The 18,152-nt window shown below is 41.7% G+C and carries 19 protein-coding genes; 16 read left to right on the plus strand and 3 right to left on the minus strand.

Annotation, left to right across the window (positions count from 1 at the left end):
- Window positions 1-45: 45 nt before the first annotated feature.
- From obgE to pheA, 3 genes are all read left to right on the plus strand, one after another.
- Window positions 46-1,335 carry a GTPase ObgE gene (gene obgE, locus AC59HZ_RS01320; protein ID WP_496544118.1) on the plus strand — a complete coding sequence of 430 codons (1,290 nt, stop codon included), beginning with the start codon at window positions 46-48 and terminating at the stop codon, window positions 1,333-1,335.
- Window positions 1,336-1,359: 24 nt separating this feature from the next.
- Window positions 1,360-1,815: an ACT domain-containing protein gene (locus tag AC59HZ_RS01325; RefSeq protein ID WP_496544119.1), complete on the plus strand. Its 456-nt coding sequence runs from the start codon at window positions 1,360-1,362 to the stop codon at window positions 1,813-1,815.
- A gap of 64 nt (window positions 1,816-1,879) precedes the next feature.
- Window positions 1,880-2,734, plus strand: a complete 855-nt coding sequence (gene pheA, locus AC59HZ_RS01330) for a prephenate dehydratase (RefSeq protein ID WP_496544120.1) — start codon at window positions 1,880-1,882, stop codon at window positions 2,732-2,734.
- A gap of 31 nt (window positions 2,735-2,765) precedes the next feature.
- On the opposite strand, the gene AC59HZ_RS01335 is transcribed toward pheA, so the two are convergent.
- Both AC59HZ_RS01335 and AC59HZ_RS01340 read right to left on the minus strand, forming a co-directional pair.
- Window positions 2,766-3,305 (minus strand): transcription repressor NadR, encoded by a 540-nt coding sequence (locus AC59HZ_RS01335; protein ID WP_496544121.1) that lies wholly within the window; start codon window positions 3,303-3,305, stop codon window positions 2,766-2,768.
- A 48-nt stretch (window positions 3,306-3,353) separates the two neighbouring features.
- Window positions 3,354-4,487, minus strand: a complete 1,134-nt coding sequence (locus AC59HZ_RS01340; RefSeq protein WP_496544122.1) for an IscS subfamily cysteine desulfurase — start codon at window positions 4,485-4,487, stop codon at window positions 3,354-3,356.
- Between the two features lie 100 nt (window positions 4,488-4,587).
- Between AC59HZ_RS01340 and nadB the strand changes: the two genes are divergently transcribed.
- From nadB to yajC, 12 genes are all read left to right on the plus strand, one after another.
- Window positions 4,588-6,162 (plus strand): L-aspartate oxidase, encoded by a 1,575-nt coding sequence (gene nadB / locus AC59HZ_RS01345; protein WP_496544123.1) that lies wholly within the window; start codon window positions 4,588-4,590, stop codon window positions 6,160-6,162.
- Entirely contained in the window at window positions 6,131-6,979 is an 849-nt protein-coding gene (gene nadC, locus AC59HZ_RS01350; protein ID WP_496544124.1) for a carboxylating nicotinate-nucleotide diphosphorylase, read from the plus strand. The genes nadB and nadC overlap by 32 nt, the downstream gene beginning before the upstream one ends.
- Window position 6,980: 1 nt before the next feature.
- Window positions 6,981-8,078 carry a quinolinate synthase NadA gene (nadA, locus tag AC59HZ_RS01355; RefSeq protein WP_496544125.1) on the plus strand — a complete coding sequence of 366 codons (1,098 nt, stop codon included), beginning with the start codon at window positions 6,981-6,983 and terminating at the stop codon, window positions 8,076-8,078.
- A gap of 274 nt (window positions 8,079-8,352) precedes the next feature.
- Window positions 8,353-9,945 (plus strand): SafA/ExsA family spore coat assembly protein, encoded by a 1,593-nt coding sequence (safA, locus tag AC59HZ_RS01360; RefSeq protein ID WP_496544126.1) that lies wholly within the window; start codon window positions 8,353-8,355, stop codon window positions 9,943-9,945.
- A complete protein-coding gene (locus tag AC59HZ_RS01365) occupies window positions 9,932-10,924 on the plus strand; it encodes a phosphotransferase (RefSeq protein WP_496544127.1) in 993 nt (330 codons plus the stop codon). Before safA ends, AC59HZ_RS01365 begins: the two co-directional genes overlap by 14 nt.
- An 84-nt stretch (window positions 10,925-11,008) precedes the next feature.
- A complete protein-coding gene (locus AC59HZ_RS01370; RefSeq protein WP_496544128.1) occupies window positions 11,009-11,746 on the plus strand; it encodes a YhcN/YlaJ family sporulation lipoprotein in 738 nt (245 codons plus the stop codon).
- Window positions 11,747-11,864: 118 nt separating this feature from the next.
- Window positions 11,865-12,404 carry a BofC C-terminal domain-containing protein gene (locus AC59HZ_RS01375; RefSeq protein ID WP_496544129.1) on the plus strand — a complete coding sequence of 180 codons (540 nt, stop codon included), beginning with the start codon at window positions 11,865-11,867 and terminating at the stop codon, window positions 12,402-12,404.
- A gap of 114 nt (window positions 12,405-12,518) precedes the next feature.
- Window positions 12,519-13,130: a Holliday junction branch migration protein RuvA gene (gene ruvA / locus AC59HZ_RS01380; RefSeq protein ID WP_496544130.1), complete on the plus strand. Its 612-nt coding sequence runs from the start codon at window positions 12,519-12,521 to the stop codon at window positions 13,128-13,130.
- A gap of 10 nt (window positions 13,131-13,140) precedes the next feature.
- Entirely contained in the window at window positions 13,141-14,142 is a 1,002-nt protein-coding gene (gene ruvB, locus AC59HZ_RS01385) for a Holliday junction branch migration DNA helicase RuvB (RefSeq protein ID WP_496544131.1), read from the plus strand.
- A 131-nt stretch (window positions 14,143-14,273) separates the two neighbouring features.
- Window positions 14,274-15,302, plus strand: coding sequence for a tRNA preQ1(34) S-adenosylmethionine ribosyltransferase-isomerase QueA (queA, locus tag AC59HZ_RS01390; protein WP_496544132.1), 1,029 nt, complete (start codon window positions 14,274-14,276; stop codon window positions 15,300-15,302).
- An 80-nt stretch (window positions 15,303-15,382) separates the two neighbouring features.
- On the plus strand, window positions 15,383-16,522 hold the full coding sequence (gene tgt / locus AC59HZ_RS01395) for a tRNA guanosine(34) transglycosylase Tgt (RefSeq protein WP_496544133.1): 1,140 nt from the start codon (window positions 15,383-15,385) through the stop codon (window positions 16,520-16,522).
- Window positions 16,523-16,550: 28 nt separating this feature from the next.
- Entirely contained in the window at window positions 16,551-16,829 is a 279-nt protein-coding gene (gene yajC, locus AC59HZ_RS01400) for a preprotein translocase subunit YajC (RefSeq protein WP_496544134.1), read from the plus strand.
- A 39-nt stretch (window positions 16,830-16,868) separates the two neighbouring features.
- Here yajC and AC59HZ_RS01405 read toward each other — a convergent pair whose 3' ends face one another.
- Window positions 16,869-17,276: a TIGR04086 family membrane protein gene (locus tag AC59HZ_RS01405; RefSeq protein ID WP_496544632.1), complete on the minus strand. Its 408-nt coding sequence runs from the start codon at window positions 17,274-17,276 to the stop codon at window positions 16,869-16,871.
- Between the two features lie 186 nt (window positions 17,277-17,462).
- Between AC59HZ_RS01405 and AC59HZ_RS01410 the strand changes: the two genes are divergently transcribed.
- Window positions 17,463-18,122 (plus strand): DUF421 domain-containing protein, encoded by a 660-nt coding sequence (locus tag AC59HZ_RS01410; protein ID WP_496544135.1) that lies wholly within the window; start codon window positions 17,463-17,465, stop codon window positions 18,120-18,122.
- The last annotated feature ends 30 nt before the right edge of the window (window positions 18,123-18,152 follow it).

The following is an 18,152-nucleotide window of genomic DNA, read 5'->3' on the forward strand; positions in this document are numbered from 1 at the left end:
CGTCGCAATCATCAGTTGATTTATTTGTGCGACAGGAGGAAAAAAATGTTTGTCGATCAAGTCAAGATATATGTAAAAGGTGGAGACGGTGGAAACGGAATGGTCGCGTTTCGCCGTGAAAAATATGTACCAAAGGGCGGTCCGGCCGGCGGTGATGGCGGGAAGGGCGCCAATGTAGTTTTTCGAGTAGAAGAAGGCTTGCGTACTCTAATGGATTTCCGTTATCAGCGCCATTTTAAAGCACAACGTGGCGAGCATGGTATGTCCAAGAATCAGCATGGTCGTAATTCCAAGGATATGATTGTTAAGGTACCGCCTGGGACCGTTGTTACTGATGCTGAGACAAATGAAGTCATTGCTGATTTAGTTGAGCATGGACAACAGGCAGTAATTGCAAAAGGAGGACGCGGCGGCCGGGGGAATTCCCGTTTTGCCACTCCAGCCAATCCGGCACCGGAGCTTGCTGAAAATGGTGAGCCAGGCCAAGAACGTGACGTCATACTAGAGCTTAAGCTGCTTGCTGATGTTGGGCTAGTTGGTTTCCCTAGCGTTGGGAAATCAACGCTATTGTCCGTTGTTTCTTCAGCGAAGCCAAAAATCGCCGAGTACCATTTTACTACGATTGTTCCAAATCTGGGGATGGTGGAAACAGAGGACAGCCGAAGCTTTGTCATGGCTGATCTTCCTGGGCTTATTGAAGGGGCACATGCCGGTGTAGGTCTTGGACATCAGTTTTTACGTCATATCGAGCGGACGAGAGTTATTGTTCATGTCATTGATATGGCGGCAACGGAAGGCAGAGACCCATTTGAGGATTACCTGACGATTAATAAAGAATTACAAGAATATAATCTGCGTTTAACAGAGCGTCCGCAAATTATTGTAGCCAATAAAATGGATATGCCTGGTGCGGAGGAGAATTTAGAAACCTTTAAAGAGCAGCTCGAAGAGGATTATCCAATTTTCCCTATTTCGGCCATTACACGAAAGGGATTGCGCGAGCTATTGTTTGCTGTTGCTGATAAAATTGAGGAAACACCGGAATTCCCGCTTGAGCATGAAGAAGAGGATACTGGCGTCCATCGTGTTCTTTACAAGCACGAGAAGGATCCGGATGCCTTCCACATTTCAAGAGAATCAGATGGATCGTTTGTGGTTTCAGGTGAAAAAATTGAAAAGCTCTTTAAGATGACTAATTTTTCAACAGAAGAATCTGTTCGCCGCTTCTCACGCCAGCTTCGCGGTCTAGGGGTCGATGAGGCTTTAAGACAACGCGGGGCAAAAGATGGGGATGTCGTTAAGTTATTAGATTTCGAATTTGAGTTTATTGATTAGGGTTTCAGGTAAAGAGGTAATGAAATGAAAATGGATAACATAGATAAAAAATTTTATTTAATCCGTGAAGACGTTTTGCCAGAAGCGATGAAAAAAACGATTGAAGTGAAAGAAATGCTTGATAGAGGCAAGGCGGATTCGATTGCGGAAGCTGTCCAGCGTGTTGACTTAAGCAGGAGCGCCTTTTATAAATATAGGGATACAGTGTTTCCTTTTTCAACCATTAAACAGGAGCGCTTAGTCTCGTTATTCTTTCATTTAGAGGATCGCTCCGGTACATTGTCAAAGTTATTAAGTGTTGTTGCCTCTTATGGTGGTAATGTTCTAACCATCCACCAAACGATTCCCCTTCAGGGCAGGGCGAACGTAACTCTTTCCTTAAACACGGCAAATATGACAAATGAAATTGATGAATTATTATCCGAACTTAGAAAACTCGAATTTGTAGAGAAAGTAGAAGTGCTGGGAACAGGTGCATAGCGGACAAAAGTCTGCTGAGAAACCAGTTCTCAGCTTTCTTTTTAAAAATAGGGAGTGGAATGCAATGAAAATTGGTTATTTAGGGCCTAAGGCAACCTTTACGGAACTTGCAGTCACAAAGGTTTTCCCAGGCTTCGAGCTAGAGCCTTTTCGGACGATACCAGAATGTATGGATGCCGTAGTGGACAAAAAAGTGGGGCTCGCGGTTGCTCCGATTGAAAATGCGCTTGAGGGATCCGTTAATATTACGCTTGATTATTTAACACAGTTTGCTCAAATCCCCATCGTCGGAGAAATTACTCTTCCAATTAAGCAGCATTTGATGGTCCATCCTGCGAATGCAGAAAAATGGGAGAATGTCAGCAAAATTTATAGCCATTCGCATGCCATCGCGCAGTGCCATAAATTCTTACATAATCAATTTAAAGGCGTTCCATTTGAATATGTATCTTCTACTGCGGCTGCGGCGAAATTGGTGATGGATGAGCCTGAACATAATACGGCTGCTATTGCCAATGAATTGGCTGCCAAAGAATATGGGTTATCGATTGTTCAAAGGAATATTCACGATTTTGACTATAACCATACCCGCTTTGTGGTCTTATCTAAAGACGAATTTGATTTTCAGGCAATTTGTGGCTCAACCCATTACAAAACAACGTTAATGGTAACTTTACCATCAGACCGTGCCGGGGCACTGCACCAAGTTTTATCAGCCTTTGCCTGGAGAAAAATAAACCTCTCCAAAATTGAATCAAGACCAATGAAAACTGGGATTGGCAATTACTTCTTCATTATCGATTTAGAAATGAAGCTTGATGAGGTGTTAATACCAGGGGCAATGGCGGAGCTAGAGGCACTAGGATGCGGAGTTACACTAATGGGAAGCTATCCGTCAACATTAGTAGAATTAAATTAGGAAAGGACCTGGGACTAATCCCGGGTCCTTTTTATGATTCCATTATAAATCCCTCCGCCTTTAAGGCGGCCTCTGCTTTATCAAGAATTTTTTCGCTTGAAGCAGAAATGGTATGAAGATGAATGCCATCTGTCAGCTCCGACAATAACGCGGCATTCGTTGTTTGCAGGTTACTCAAAAACTGTTTCACTTCTTGACGGTTTGACACCATGATAGAGGCAGTTAAATCACCATAGACAGCATGCTCAATTTTTACATCCTTCACTAAAACCCCATGGTCCACCATTAAATTTAATTCCCTTTCCGTGTCTTTAGGTGCATGCTTGCAGGCAATCGTTCTTTCATATATCCTGGTACCAGCATTCTGTTTTAAATATACATACCCCTGGCTTGTTGCCATAATCGGTTCATTTTTTGCCTTTAGCAGGGTAATGTCTCCCACAATGACTTGCCGGCTAACATTCGTTCTTGCAGCAAGTTCACTTCCCGTCAATGGTTCGGAACTGTCTTTTAGCAGTTGAAGAATCAAGGACCTCCTTTCTTCTCCTAATATTTTTTTCTGCTCAGCCATATTATTCCTCCCAAACATTCTCTGTTTTTATATTCTAGCATAACTTATTTAAAATTCCTGGACAATTTTAACAATGCTTTCCGCAAGCTGTAAAACATCTTCCTTTGTTGTAGATTTGCCAAATGATATACGAATAAACTGTTTGGCCTCTTCTGGATTTAGGCCCAGTGCTTGCGTTACTTTGGCAGGGGATTGCATGCCAATTTGACAGGCGCTTCCTGTTGAAATGGCAAATCCTAAGCGATTGCATTCAAGCATCATCCATTGTCCCTCTATCCCTGAGATTCTAAGCCCTATTATATTTGGAAGTTGTGAATCAACCTCGAGGGCCCCATAAACTATGACTCTATCTTTAATTGGCGTAAGTGCTTCAATAAAGGTGTTTCGTAGTAATGCAAACATATCATGATTCGATGGATTCTGTCCGAGAGTTTTCTGCGCAGCAACGGTCATTGCCGCAATTGCTGGAACATTCAGGGTGCCTGGCCGAAAACCACTTTCATGTGATCCACCTGGAAAAAAGGGATCCCAATGAATGCGCGGATTGATATACACACCGCCAATCCCTTTTGGACCATATATTTTATGCCCGGAAAAAGAAATACTGCTAACAAGCGGTGTTATGCTTTTTAAATCAATTTTTCCAAACGACTGGACACAGTCGCTGTGGAAATGAATCTGATGAGCCCTGCAAAATTCCGCAATGGCCTCGACTGGCTGGATTGTTCCGATTTCTGAATTTACATGCTGGACGGCAACTAATATGGTTTCTGGTCTAATTTCGCTTGCAAGCTTATCTATATCAATAAGCCCTGATGCATCGAACGGAAGGAACGTGATTTCGTACCCTGCCTTCTCTAATCTCCTAAGTTCTCCGTGAATAGATGAATGCTCTGCCATACCTGCAATTATATGTTTGCCTTTTTTTAAGGGAGCTGATAACAAAGCCTCTATTGCTAAAAAATTACTTTCAGAACCCCCGCTTGTAAAGAACAGTCGCTTTTTATCAACACCCAAAATTTTCGCCAATTCTTCGCGGCAATTGTCTAGCAGGGCAGAGGATTGACCCCCAAAATCATGAAGACTGCTGGCATTGCCAAAGTATTCGGTTGAGACCTTCAGATAAATTTCCGCAGCTTCATGATCTAATGGAGTGGTAGCAGCAAAATCAAAATATATCATAATATATTCTCCAATAACTTTTTAATATAATACTTGTTTTTAGTTTAAATCTGTGTAAATATATATGTCAAGACACCTGTTAATCAGGGGGGGTCAACCTATGATGAAAGATGATGTTGTAATTATTGGAAGCGGGGTAGCAGCTTTACAGCTTGCTGTCCAGTTAGGAAATGAAAAGAATGTGAGAATTCTCACAAAGTCAAAAATTAGAACGGCAAATTCCTATCTTGCTCAAGGCGGGATCGCCGCGGCTATTGGCGCACATGATCATCCATCCAAACATTTGGAAGATACTTTAGAAGCAGGAAGATTCCACAATAATCCTGACACAGTAAGAGAAATCATATATGAAGCACCATCACTTATTGAGGCAATTGCCAGGCAGGGAGATGTTTTCGATCGAAATCATCAAGGGGAATTGCTCCTTGGCATGGAAGGAGCCCACAGCAAGCATCGCATTGTCCATGGCGGCGGGGACGCTACTGGTAAAAACGTAATCGAGCACTTGATTAGCCAGCTTTCCGACAATGTGTTGGTAGAAGAAGATGTATTTGCTTATGAATTGGTTTTGAACGAGCAAAAAAATCGCTGCATTGGGGTAAAAACAAAACGGACGGATGGCAGTGTTCATATTTATTTCGGTAAGCACATCATAATCGCTACTGGCGGCTGCGGGCAATTGTACAGCTTTACGTCAAATGCCAGGACGGTTGGCGGCGATGGAATTGCGCTTGCATACTTGGCTGGTGCCGAGATTGTCGATATGGAATTTATTCAATTCCATCCAACTCTTTTGTATCTTAATGGTGAAACAAAAGGCTTGGTTTCCGAAGCCGTAAGGGGCGATGGAGCTATCCTTGTTACAGATGATGGAACTCCGATTATGGAGGGAGTCCATCCCTATAAAGACCTTGCTCCACGTCATGTGGTTTCGCAAACGATCTATGAATATTTGAAAAATGACCAAAACGTATATTTGGATATTAGTAGAATAAAAGATTTTCAGAAACGTTTCCCTTCGATCACGGCTCTATGCGAGCAAAATGGCATTGACCTATTAGCAGGAAAAATTCCCGTTGCTCCTGGATGCCATTTTTTAATGGGCGGCATTAAAACGGATTTAATCGGCCGAACCTCTATTGATGGACTTTATGCCATCGGCGAAGCGGCATGTACAGGCTTGCACGGGGCCAACCGCTTAGCAAGCAATTCCCTTTTAGAAGGATTGTATCAAGGGAAAAAATTATCAGAATGGATTCAAGCTTATCAGGGTGATGCACCAGAATTAGAACAGCCTAAATTATTTTTTACCAAGCAAAAAATCAATTTACCTACAGAGCAGCAAATCAAGGATTACATGATGGAGCGGGTAGGAATCGTTCGCAATGAAGTGGACCTTAGGAAGCAAAGAAAATGGCTTCAACAATTTAAGGTTCATGAATTAAATGAACTTGATTCGTTTTCTGCTCAAGACTTAACAAAGATTTTCATGGTACTGACGGCAAAACTGATTACGGATTCAGCTTTAAAACGGAAAGAAAGCCGCGGCGGCCACTTTAGAAGTGATTATCCACATGAGGATGACACGAATTGGCTAAGAAAATCGCTCATTCATAAAAATAAACGGGAAGTGAAAAAGGATCATGAACACACTAAAACTGCGCTCACAACTTGAGAATTTTTTTATCGAAGATATAGGCGAACAGGATATTACCACTGATTTAATTTTTGCGAATGAAACGAATGGTGAAATTGTTTTTCTCGCCAAGGATGAAGGAATTTTTTGCGGTGAAGATGTGATTAAAACAGGTTTCAAGCTGTTAAATAACGATATTAACGTGGAGTTACTTGTAAAAGATGGAGACCAAATTGAATATGGTCAGCAGCTCGCACTTGTATCTGGAAAAATTTCTGATCTTTTAAAAGGAGAAAGAGTGGTTCTTAATCTTATTCAAAGAATGAGTGGAATTGCCACTCTCACAAATAAAGCGGTTCATAAGTTAAATAGTAATTTTACGAAAATCTGCGACACTCGAAAAACCACGCCTGGACTAAGGATGTTTGAAAAATATGCTGTCCTTACTGGTGGCGGCTTTAATCACCGCTTTGGGTTATATGACGGTGTCATGATTAAGGATAATCATATTTCTTTTGCAGGTTCGATTGAAATGGCTGTTGCAACCGTCCGGAAAAAAGCCGGTCATATGGTGAAGGTCGAAGTAGAAGTTGAGACAGAAGAACAAGTGGTGGAAGCGGTGAATGCTGGTGCCGATGTAATTATGTTCGATAATCGCACCCCTGACGAAATCAAGGAATTAATTAAATTGGTTCCGGCCGGAATTATTACCGAAGCATCAGGCGGTATCCAGTTGAGCAACCTGGCTGGCTATGGCGATACAGGTGTTCATTATATTTCCCTTGGATTTTTGACCCATTCTTATAAAGCGTTGGATATTAGCGTAAAAGTAAAATGGAATAAAGGAGTAGAATAGGATGAACATTTTAGCCTCACTACAAACCAATAAAATGATTCCTGAAAAATATAAGCAGATGTCACGGGAGGAATTAGAGGCCCGGGTGATCGAGGTGAAAAACAAACTCGGCTCTCGCTTATTCATCCCAGGACACCATTATCAAAAGGATGAAGTGATTCAGTTCGCTGATGCGACAGGGGATTCCCTAAAGCTAGCACAATTATCGGCAGAAAATACAGAAGCGGAATTCATCGTTTTCTGTGGAGTTCATTTTATGGCAGAAACGGCTGATATTTTAACGACTGAAGACCAAAAGGTCATCCTGCCTGATATGCGCGCGGGCTGCTCGATGGCTGATATGGCGGATTTAGGGCAAACGGAGAAAGCCTGGGAGAAGCTGCAGGCAATGTTCGGAGATACAATTCTTCCATTAACTTATGTCAATTCAACGGCTGCTATTAAGTCATTCGTTGGTGCTAATGGCGGGGCAACGGTAACCTCTTCGAATGCCGAGACAATGGTGAAATGGGCATTCGAACAGAAGGAGCGGATTTTATTTTTGCCAGATCAGCATTTAGGTCGTAATACGGCAGCTGATTTAGGCATCGCCCTAGGCGAAATGGCCATTTGGAATCCTATTAACGATACATTAGAATACGATGGTGAAGTTTCCCAAGTAAAGGTAATCCTTTGGAAAGGGCATTGCTCTGTCCATGAAAACTTTACTGTTCAAAATGTGATTGATACACGTTATAAGTATCCGGACATGAAAATTATCGTCCATCCCGAATGCCGCCGCGAAGTCGTCGAATTATCAGATATGGCGGGTTCCACGAGCTATATCATCAATGCAATTGAAAATGCCGAGCCTGGGTCTGCATGGGCCATTGGTACAGAAATGAACTTGGTTAACCGTCTGATTAAAGATCATCCGGATAAACAGATTATTTCTCTAAATCCTCATATGTGTCCTTGTTTGACGATGAACAGAATTGACCTGCCACACCTGGTATGGAGCTTAGATACATTAGAGGATACGACTAATGTCATTAAAGTTAGTCCTGAAATTGCCGAAAACGCTAAATTTGCGCTGGAACGGATGCTAAAAAATTCATAATATATAAAAAAGATGCAATTATAGCTGATTGCATCTTTTTTATTGGTCTTTATCAGAGCAAAAAAAATTTATCTGCCGGACAAGAATAGTTTATTTGCGAATTTGAGCCATTTATTTCGAATCTAAGCCTTTTATTTGCGAATGTAACGAACTCCAATAATCCGGGACTTATTCATATTTTTAAAAAAACTAGCATAAGTTTTTTTGAAGAATGTTAGCACTTTGCCCATCTTCACATACACTATATGGACTTATGCCATAGGAGGGAATCAGAGTGAAGATCCATATCGTACAGAAAGGGGATACTCTTTGGAAGATCGCCAAGAAGTACGGCGTGAATTTTGAAGAGCTGAAAAAGATGAATTCACAGCTCAGCAACCCTGATATGATTATGCCCGGAATGAAAGTAAAGGTCCCAACTTCAGGTGGAACGATAAAAAAAGGAGCACCTGCAGGACACAATCCAGGTACGACAATCAATATGGGAGCAAAAAAGGAAATGCCGATTGCCAAAGAGAAACCATTAAAAGAATCACTGATTAAGGAGGCACCGATTAAAGAAGCTCCAATCAAAGCAGCTCCAATCAAAGAAGTACCAATTGCGAAAGAGAAGCCGATCATTAAAGAAGCACCAAAAGCACCCTATACTCCAAAAATGCCCCTGCAAGTAGTCCCAGAAATTGATATTAACAACTACTATATGATGAATATGACAAATATGATTCCTCAACCGCAGCTGCCGCCGAAGCCAACCAATATTCTTCCTGAAATAAAAGAAGTTCCTAAGAAAGAAATGCCTATCAAAGAAGCACCAATTAAAGAAATGCCAATTAAGGAAATGCCAATTAAAGAGATGCCAATGAAAGCAAATCCAATTCCAGAACCTGTTTTTGAAGCACCAGTTCAAATGCCTGTTCAAGACTGTGTTCCAATGACACCGGTTATGCCTGGGCCAGGATTCTGCCCGCCATTTGGAGGGTTCCCGGTACCAACACCGTATATGCCGTTTCCGCATATGCCGGGTGGTGTGATGCCTGGTATGATGCCTGGTATGATGCCTGGTGCGGCTGGATACCCGCCTGTAGCACCAGGTTTTGCTCCAAATGTAGCGGGGGCACCCTTTGTACCACAGCACTTTCATGATGAATCATCATCATTTATGCCGCAAATGCCTGCAATGAACCCAGGATTTATTCCAGGCGCCGTCCAAAACCCAGCGTTCCAGCAGCCTTATGTGGATCCAGCCGCATTTGGTCAAGTTCCAGCCGGATATGGACAAATGCCAGGTGGCTTCCCTGGAGCAGCACCAGTAGGTTTCCCTGGAGCAGCACCAGCCTTTCAAACAGGGGTACCAGGAGGATACCCTGTCGAAAGTTCATCCTATTACCATGCCCCGCATCATCCGACTGGATTTGCGCCTGGACCGATGTATGGAACTCCTGGGATGGTAAACCCATATGGAATGGGAGTACCATATGGTCAAATGCCGTATGGCTACCCTCCGGGAATGGGCGGAGCCCCACAGACTATGGGAGAAGATTTTGAGACAGCAGAAGCACCAGTTCCAAGCTACGGAGCACAAATACCTTATATGCAGCAGCCTTATCCAACACAAGGACTGCCTGTCGGGACAGGTGCCTTAGGTGATTGCGGCTGCGGCGCAGTCCCAGCTGGTATGCCGGCCGGAATACCAGCAGCTCCAACATATGTTGCACCAGCCTTTATACCGCCAACACCGCCAATTTTTAGTGCGCCATATTCTGGACCGGGTAATGTTGCTCAGCCTCCATTTATGAACCCCTATGGAATGGGACCGGTTGGGATTAATCCTTATGGAATGCAAGGGTTCCAGGATGAAAGCAGTTAATACAACAAAAAACAAAAATGGAGACGATGATTATTTTAATCGTCTCCTCTCTTATTTTCGGTCGCAGTTTACAGAAAAAATCATCCAAATGGTTCCGATCAGAAAATCTGTTTTATTTTTAAAAACAGAGAAAAATACTTATATCATAAAAGGGTACCAAACCAACAGCAGACTTAGACTTCAAGAAGCGTTTACTACCACATTGAACAATGAAGGTTTCAGCAAAACATATAAATTTCTTAATCCCAGTTTGAAAGAACCGTTGTTTTTTGAAGGTATTTACTTTGGATGCATCGAGTATGTTGCCCCGAGCAAAACCACTTTTTCCTTTCACTCGCATAAAAACCGCCAGGAAGGGATTGATCTACTCGAACAATTCCATCAAACAACGGCATCCTTTGCAGCACGGTATCGTAGATTGCTGCCAAAAGCAGATTTAATTGGTAAGTGGACAGAGCGGAATCATATTTTTTCGAACAATCTTCCCTTCGTTAAATATTTTTTCAACGAACCCTTTATTTCGGAAATGGTCTCATGGGCAGAATGGTCACTTGCGGGTATGGAAAAGGAATACCTCTTTTTTAAAAAAGAACCCTATGTGATTTTGCATGGGGATGTTGCCCATCATAATTTTTTACGCGACAAAAGTGGAACATTATTATTAATCGATTTTGATTTAATCAGCATCGGCCCCGCAGTTTTTGATTATTTACAATACGCAAATCGGATTCTTCCTTATCTTGACTGGTCGTTTGATAAGCTGCTCCAATATGAACCAATTAAGAAATATATTCATCAAAAACCTTTTTTGTATGCCTTAGTCTATCCTGCTGATATTTTTCGGGAGTGGAACAGAATCATTAGGGAAAAATCGTATTCTGACCATGTTAAATTTAAACAGGTAATGGATTTAACGATTAATCAGTTTTACACTAGAAAAAAATTTATTGACCGAATTAAAACCATAGTGGATGAATGAAAATGAATGAAAACCCCTAAAAAATTGCACCCTAATAACGAGCATGTTAAAGCATGCTCAGGATGAACTAAGGGGGTTTTTCGCTTGAACAAGAAGCAGTGGATGATTCCTCTTTCAGCCGTGATGATGATGGGGCTGGCTGGCTGTAACAATGATAGTAACCGTGGTGTGAATCAAGGGAACAATAATTTGGCTCGTCCTATGGGGTATTACTCCAATGAAAACCACAATAATAATTATGGTTTTCTAAGAGACAATGATGGTGCCTTTACGGAAATGATGGATCATACCCTTGGGGATGAGGGTACCATTGTAAACAATCAAAAAAGAGAACTGCTTCAGACAAGGGATGAAAACGGCAACCCAAAAAACCCTACGACACCTTTAGCAAAGACCGACCGTAATTTCTTCCAGCGGGATAACCGATTTAGTACTAGTGATATGAATTATCACGGTCACTTGAATAAAAATATCGGTAAGACCGGTGAAGCAACAGATAAACATGCGCAAGAAAATATAACCGATAACATCAGAAGCAAGGTTTCAAACATCGATAATGTTCAATCAGTAAGATCCGTTGCCTATGGAAACACTGTTATTGTTTCGGTTAACTTAGTGGACCGTGACAGGGAGGCCGCAACCAAAAGGGCTATTAAGAATGCGGTGAAGCCTTACGTGAACGGAAAATCCGTAACTGTCATTACAGATGAGGGAACAATTGGACGTGACCGCAACATCAATAATGATGTGCCGCAGCGCCAGCCGAAAGCGAATAAAGACCGCCGCCAAAGCGAAGAAGTTCCAAACAGATATTCTAAATAGTTCAAAAAGGGCAAAGCTTACAGGCTTTGCCCTTTTAATTTTACGGATATTAAGGGAAAAAAAGGCTAAACTAGAACTGTAAAGTTTGTTCCATTTATAACAAAAAGAGGTGAGCAGCATGGGGTTCAATTGGAAAGCATTGTCACAGTATAGCTTAGCCATTTTTTCTGTTTTACTATATATACTAATCGGCGGGGCTTCTCAAATTACCGGTTCGGCCGCACAGGTCGATGACCGGCAAAAGACGGAACCTCAGCACCTGACGGTTATTTTAGAACGAATCTATCTCGATGGAGAAATTGGTCAAGAAGTCGTTCACGAAACATGTTGGTCGATGGCGAACTTCTGGGCTAAGTATGATCAATGGCAGCTAACGGAAATGGAAGAATCGACTTTTGTTTTTAGAAGGAAGGTCGATGATATATCCCCGTTATTAAAAGCAAATGGCTTTTTCGGTATTACCGAAGATGGGGTTTTGACCATTTTTAATGGAAGACCCGGCCAATCAAGAATCATTCAATCGTTTTTTCAGATAGATATTAGAAAGCTTGAAAGTAAGAAACAAGAAGAATTAATTCAAGGCATCCCCATTAAAACGAAAGATCAATATGTTCAAGTTTTAGAAACCTTTAAGCCTTATTCATTAAAAAAAGAATGAATTGACTCTTTGAAACAGACTGATTGAAATAAATCAGCCTGTTTTTTATTTCTTTCTTAAACAAAAAATTATGGTAGAATGAAATACGGTGAAAAACTAAGGGAGAGAATACGATTGTTTGAATTTATTAAAGGGGCCGTTGAATTTGTCGGGCCTGAATATATTGTCATTGAAAATAATGGGATTGGCTATCAAATCGCGACACCCAATCCATTTGTTTATTCTGGTAAATTGGAAACAATGGTAACTGTATATACTTACCATTATGTTCGCGAGGATGTAATGGCGCTATTTGGCTTCCAATCCAGGGAAGAGAAAAAACTATTCACTAAATTGTTAAATGTATCGGGTATTGGGCCGAAGGGGGCACTCGCGATCCTTGCCTCTGGTGAAGTCCTACAGGTGGTGAACGCCATCGAAAATGAGGACGAAGCCTTCCTTGTTAAATTTCCTGGAGTTGGCAAAAAAACAGCACGGCAAATGATCCTCGATTTAAAAGGAAAATTACAGGATGTTGTTCCAGATTACTTCCCGAATCTGTTCAATGCCGACACACTTCCACTACATACTCAAACGAACAATACGGCCTTTGAAGAAGCCATTCTTGCTTTAAAAGCGCTGGGTTATTCTGATAAAGAAATAAAAAAGATTTCACCTGAATTAAGAAAAGAGCAGATGTCAACTGATCAATACATTAAACAGGCCTTAAAGCGCCTTTTAAAATAGGTGATAATTTATGGATGACCGGATTATTTCTAGTGAAGCTAATGAAAGTGAAATAAGCATTGAACAAAGTCTCAGACCGCAAACCTTAAAGCAATATATAGGACAAAACCAAGTCAAGGAAAATTTAGAAATTTTTATTAAGGCAGCAAAGCTTCGGAAGGAAACATTGGACCATGTTCTTCTATATGGACCTCCGGGTTTGGGGAAAACAACCCTTGCTGTCATTATTGCCAATGAAATGGGCGTTAACCTTCGGACAACCTCCGGACCGGCTATTGAAAGACCTGGCGATTTAGCAGCAATCTTAACAGCACTTGAGCCTGGCGATGTTTTATTTATCGATGAAATACATCGGCTGCCGCGAACGATTGAAGAGGTTCTGTATCCTGCGATGGAGGATTTCTGCCTTGATATTGTTATTGGGAAAGGTCCAAGTGCAAGGTCTGTCCGCTTGGATCTCCCGCCGTTCACATTGGTCGGTGCAACTACCAGGGCTGGATCTTTATCGGCGCCATTGCGTGATCGATTTGGAGTTTTATGCCGGCTCGAGTATTATAAAGAAGATCAGTTAAAAAATATTGTTATCAGAACGGCAGACTTATTCGAAACGGAAATAGATGAACAGGCAGCCTCAGAAATTGCAAGAAGAGCAAGGGGAACACCAAGGATTGCCAATCGTCTCCTCCGAAGGGTTCGTGACTTTGCCCAAGTTAAGGGAAACGGTACAATTGACCTCACCCTTGCGAGAGAAGCACTTGAATTGCTCCAAGTCGACAGGCTAGGTCTGGATCATATCGATCACAAGCTGTTAAAAGGGATTATTGAGAAATTCCGCGGCGGTCCTGTCGGCCTCGATACGATAGCAGCATCAATTGGTGAAGAATCGGAAACAATTGAAGATGTATATGAACCCTATTTATTACAAATTGGCTTCCTGCAGCGAACACCAAGGGGCAGAGTGGTAACACCAGCCGTTTACCAACATTTCGGCATGCAACCTCCTGCACCGTGACCACACTTTATTAAAATGTCGGCTGTGTAATTTTGAAACTCTGTTGATTGGAGCGGAAGGCGAAGCGCCTGGAGCGCAAATCAACAGTCAAGTTTAACACGCCCAAAACGTCAAAGTAAGGATGAAATTTTATGAAAGTAGATATTTTTGATTTTCATTTGCCTGAGGAATTAATTGCGCAAGTCCCTCTGCAAAACCGGACTGACAGCAGATTAATGGTCTTAAATAAAGAAACAGGCGAACTAAAACATGAAGTATTTAAAAATATTATCGAGTACTTGCGTGAAGGGGATTGCCTTGTTTTAAATGATACAAGGGTTCTTCCTGCACGCCTTTTTGGCGTCAAGCAAGATACCGGAGCCAAAATTGAAGTGTTGTTGTTAAAACAACTGGAAGGGGATCAATGGGAAACCCTCGTGAAACCAGCAAAAAGGGTTAAAGAAGGAACGGAAATCGAATTCGGCGATGGGCTACTTAAAGCCGTTTGCACAGGAACTTCCGATCATGGCGGCAGGGTCTTGGAGTTCAAATATGAAGGCATTTTTTATGAAGTCCTCGACCAATTAGGTGAAATGCCACTGCCACCTTACATCAAAGAGCAGCTGGATGACCGTGAACGGTACCAGACCGTATTTGCCCGCGAGCCTGGATCCGCTGCAGCACCAACGGCAGGTCTTCATTTTACTGAAGATCTATTGAATGCTATTAAAGAAAAGGGTGTTCATATCGCCTTTATCACTCTGCATGTCGGTCTTGGTACATTTAGACCAGTCAGCGTGGACGATGTAGAAGGACATGATATGCATTCTGAATACTACATGGTCACTGAAGGGACGGCGAGGCTTTTAAACGAGGTTAGAGAAAGCGGTGGACGAATTATCACCGTTGGTACAACTTCGACCCGGACCTTAGAGACGATTGCCTCGCAAAACGATGGACGTTTTATTGCTGGCAGCGGCTGGACCAGTATTTTTATTTATCCAGGCTACGAATTTAAAGCGATTGACGGGATGATTACGAATTTCCATTTACCTAAATCAACTCTGATCATGCTCGTGAGTGCCTTAGCTGGAAGAGAAAATGTATTGCATGCCTACCAAACAGCTGTTGAAGAACGGTACCGTTTCTTCAGCTTTGGCGATGCAATGTTTATCATCTAGTGGGAAAGGGGCGGAGCGCCGCTTAAGTGAATCACTGCTTAACTGGCTCATCATACCGCCTAAAGGAAGGAGAAAATAATTTGACAGCGATTCGGTATGAGTTAATTAAAACATGTAAACAAACAGGGGCGCGGCTTGGGAGAGTTCACACACCGCATGGATCCTTTGATACACCTGCCTTTATGCCGGTTGGAACGCTTGCGACCGTTAAAACGATGTCCCCAGAGGACTTAAAGGAGATGGGGGCAGGGATAATTTTAAGCAACACCTATCATTTATGGCTTCGCCCTGGACATGAGATTATTAGAGAAGCTGGCGGGCTGCATAAATTTATGAATTGGGATCGCGCTATTTTAACAGATTCCGGCGGATTCCAGGTGTTCAGTTTAAGTGAATTCCGTAAAATTGAAGAAGAAGGCGTTCATTTCCGCAACCATATGAGCGGCGAAAAATTATTTTTATCACCGGAAAAGGCGATGGAAATTCAGAATGCTCTTGGTTCCGATATCATGATGGCCTTCGATGAGTGCCCGCCATACCCTGCTACATTTGAATATATGAAAAAATCAGTGGAGCGGACCTCAAGATGGGCGGAACGTTGTTTAAACGCGCATCAGCGTCCTGAGGATCAAGGTTTATTTGGAATCGTACAGGGAGGAGAATATGAGGAGCTTCGCCGTCAAAGTGCAAAAGACCTCGTTTCTCTGGACTTCCCTGGCTACGCTGTCGGCGGATTATCCGTTGGTGAACCAAAAGACGTCATGAATCGAGTTCTGGAGTTCACAACACCGCTATTACCAACAAATAAACCACGCTATTTAATGGGAGTAGGTTCCCCGGACTCCCTAATTGATGGTTCCATTCGTGGTATTGATATGTTTGACTGTGTCCTGCCAACAAGGATTGCAAGAAATGGTACGCTCATGACAAGTTCGGGCCGCTTGGTTGTCAAAAATGCTCAATTTGCTAAAGATTTTGGACCGCTTGATCCTGATTGCGATTGCTACACATGCCGAAATTATAGCAGAGCCTATATTCGACATTTGATAAAATGTGATGAAACATTTGGAATTCGATTAACGTCTTACCATAATCTCTATTTTCTGCTAAGATTAATGGAGAAGGTCAGACAAGCTATTATGGAAGACAGGCTTGGTGATTTCCGCGAAGAATTTTTTGAGCAATACGGCTTTAATAAGCCAAATGCAAAAAACTTCTAATAGATCTTTTTGAAAGGAGGGAAACAAGATGCAAAACATGACTACACTTATTCCATTAATTTTAATGTTTGTGTTATTTTATTTCTTACTGATTCGCCCGCAGCAAAAACGCCAAAAATCGGTTCGTCAAATGCAAACTGACTTAAAAAAGGGTGATAAAATCGTCACGATTGGCGGTTTACATGGTTTTATCGACTCAATCGATGAAAGCAAAGTCGTAATTAAATGTGGAGACGGCAGCCGTCTTACATACGACCGTAATGCGATTCGAGAAGTGACTGAAGTTTCAAAGACTGCAGAAGTTTAATACAAAAGGAAGCCTTCTATGAGGGCTTCCTTTTAATATTTATGCATGCCTTTTATTATTTGTTGCGATATTTACCCCTAGAATACCGCCCATCATTGCGATCAAGGTGTAGCAGGAATGATAGATAACCTGTTCGGCATTAAAGAGGTGATCATAGCCTAAATATTGAAACAAAAAGACAATGAAAGAGTAAATAAACCCCGTAGTTCCGCCTATCAGCCAGCCCTTTTCTTTCCGTTTTCCTCCAGAAAGAAAGCCGCCGCCAAATAAGCCGATAAACGATAAGGCTGTTATCACATATTGAAGTGATCCTTCCCGTGCTGATGTAAATCGAAGAATAAACGCAAAAATCACGCTGCAGACAGCTGCGAATGCAAGAATAAAGATTAATCCATACAGAATTGATGTTCCAAAGCTTTTAGATTCGATTTTTCTCTCCCCCTTCAGTCGTCAAAGGCTGATACCCTGCCTTTAGTAGACAGTTTCTGTCCTAGTACAAGCGTATTCAGGAAGGAGAAAAAGTAGAATAAATTTTCATCACATTAAATAAAGTGCTTTGGAAGTTTATTCCTATAATTATCCTCCGCAAAATGCAAACAATAGTTTTGAATGGAAAAAAAGGGGCGGAACAAAGTGGAAACATATTTAACAATTGTGTTTCGAACAATTATTTTTTACATACTCATTTTAATCATTTTTCGAATGATGGGTAAGCGCGAAATAGGAGAATTAAGTATTCTTGATCTCGTCGTTTTTATTATGATTGGCGAACTGGCAGTTGTGGCTATTGAAAGACCAAATGTCCGTGTGCTCCATGCAATCGTTCCAATGGTTTTATTGATGTTCATCCAAATCATCATGGCTATCATTTCTTTAAAAAGTAAAAAATTTCGTGATTTGGTTGATGGTAAACCTAGTATTATTATCAATCGCGGGAAAATAGACGAAGTCGCTATGCGCAAGCAGCGATACAATTTCGATGATTTAATGACACAATTAAGGGAAAAAGACATACGCAGTATTGCTGATGTCGAGTTTGCCATATTAGAGTCATCTGGAAGCTTGTCCGTCATTGAAAAATTAAAAAACAGCAACGAAGTCCCGAAGCAAGGGGATATTACCATTCCATTAATTATTGATGGTACCATCGAGGAAGAAAATTTAAAAAGAATTAATAAAACCAATCTATGGCTGCGTCAGGAATTAAAAAAAAAGGGCTACCGTGATGTGAAAAAAATTTCGTTTTGCAGCTATGAAAACGGGAAATTCTTTATTGACCTGCAGGATGAATAAAAGAGGACACGCAGATTTTAAGCGTGTCTT

The sequence above is a fragment of the Neobacillus sp. DZ-9 genome (genome assembly GCF_059587065.1).

What these genes read in the sequence shown, in the direction of transcription:
- obgE (WP_496544118.1), top strand. Translation starts at nt 46, where the DNA reads ATGTTTGTCGATCAAGTCAAGATATATGTAAAAGGTGGAGACGGTGGA.
- nadC (WP_496544124.1), top strand. Translation starts at nt 6,131, where the DNA reads ATGAACACACTAAAACTGCGCTCACAACTTGAGAATTTTTTTATCGAA.
- AC59HZ_RS01365 (WP_496544127.1), top strand. Translation starts at nt 9,932, where the DNA reads ATGAAAGCAGTTAATACAACAAAAAACAAAAATGGAGACGATGATTAT.
- AC59HZ_RS01340 (WP_496544122.1), bottom strand. Translation starts at nt 4,487, where the DNA reads ATGATATATTTTGATTTTGCTGCTACCACTCCATTAGATCATGAAGCT.
- nadA (WP_496544125.1), top strand. Translation starts at nt 6,981, where the DNA reads ATGAACATTTTAGCCTCACTACAAACCAATAAAATGATTCCTGAAAAA.
- AC59HZ_RS01325 (WP_496544119.1), top strand. Translation starts at nt 1,360, where the DNA reads ATGAAAATGGATAACATAGATAAAAAATTTTATTTAATCCGTGAAGAC.
- pheA (WP_496544120.1), top strand. Translation starts at nt 1,880, where the DNA reads ATGAAAATTGGTTATTTAGGGCCTAAGGCAACCTTTACGGAACTTGCA.
- AC59HZ_RS01335 (WP_496544121.1), bottom strand. Translation starts at nt 3,305, where the DNA reads ATGGCTGAGCAGAAAAAAATATTAGGAGAAGAAAGGAGGTCCTTGATT.
- queA (WP_496544132.1), top strand. Translation starts at nt 14,274, where the DNA reads ATGAAAGTAGATATTTTTGATTTTCATTTGCCTGAGGAATTAATTGCG.
- nadB (WP_496544123.1), top strand. Translation starts at nt 4,588, where the DNA reads ATGATGAAAGATGATGTTGTAATTATTGGAAGCGGGGTAGCAGCTTTA.
- yajC (WP_496544134.1), top strand. Translation starts at nt 16,551, where the DNA reads ATGCAAAACATGACTACACTTATTCCATTAATTTTAATGTTTGTGTTA.
- AC59HZ_RS01375 (WP_496544129.1), top strand. Translation starts at nt 11,865, where the DNA reads ATGGGGTTCAATTGGAAAGCATTGTCACAGTATAGCTTAGCCATTTTT.
- ruvB (WP_496544131.1), top strand. Translation starts at nt 13,141, where the DNA reads ATGGATGACCGGATTATTTCTAGTGAAGCTAATGAAAGTGAAATAAGC.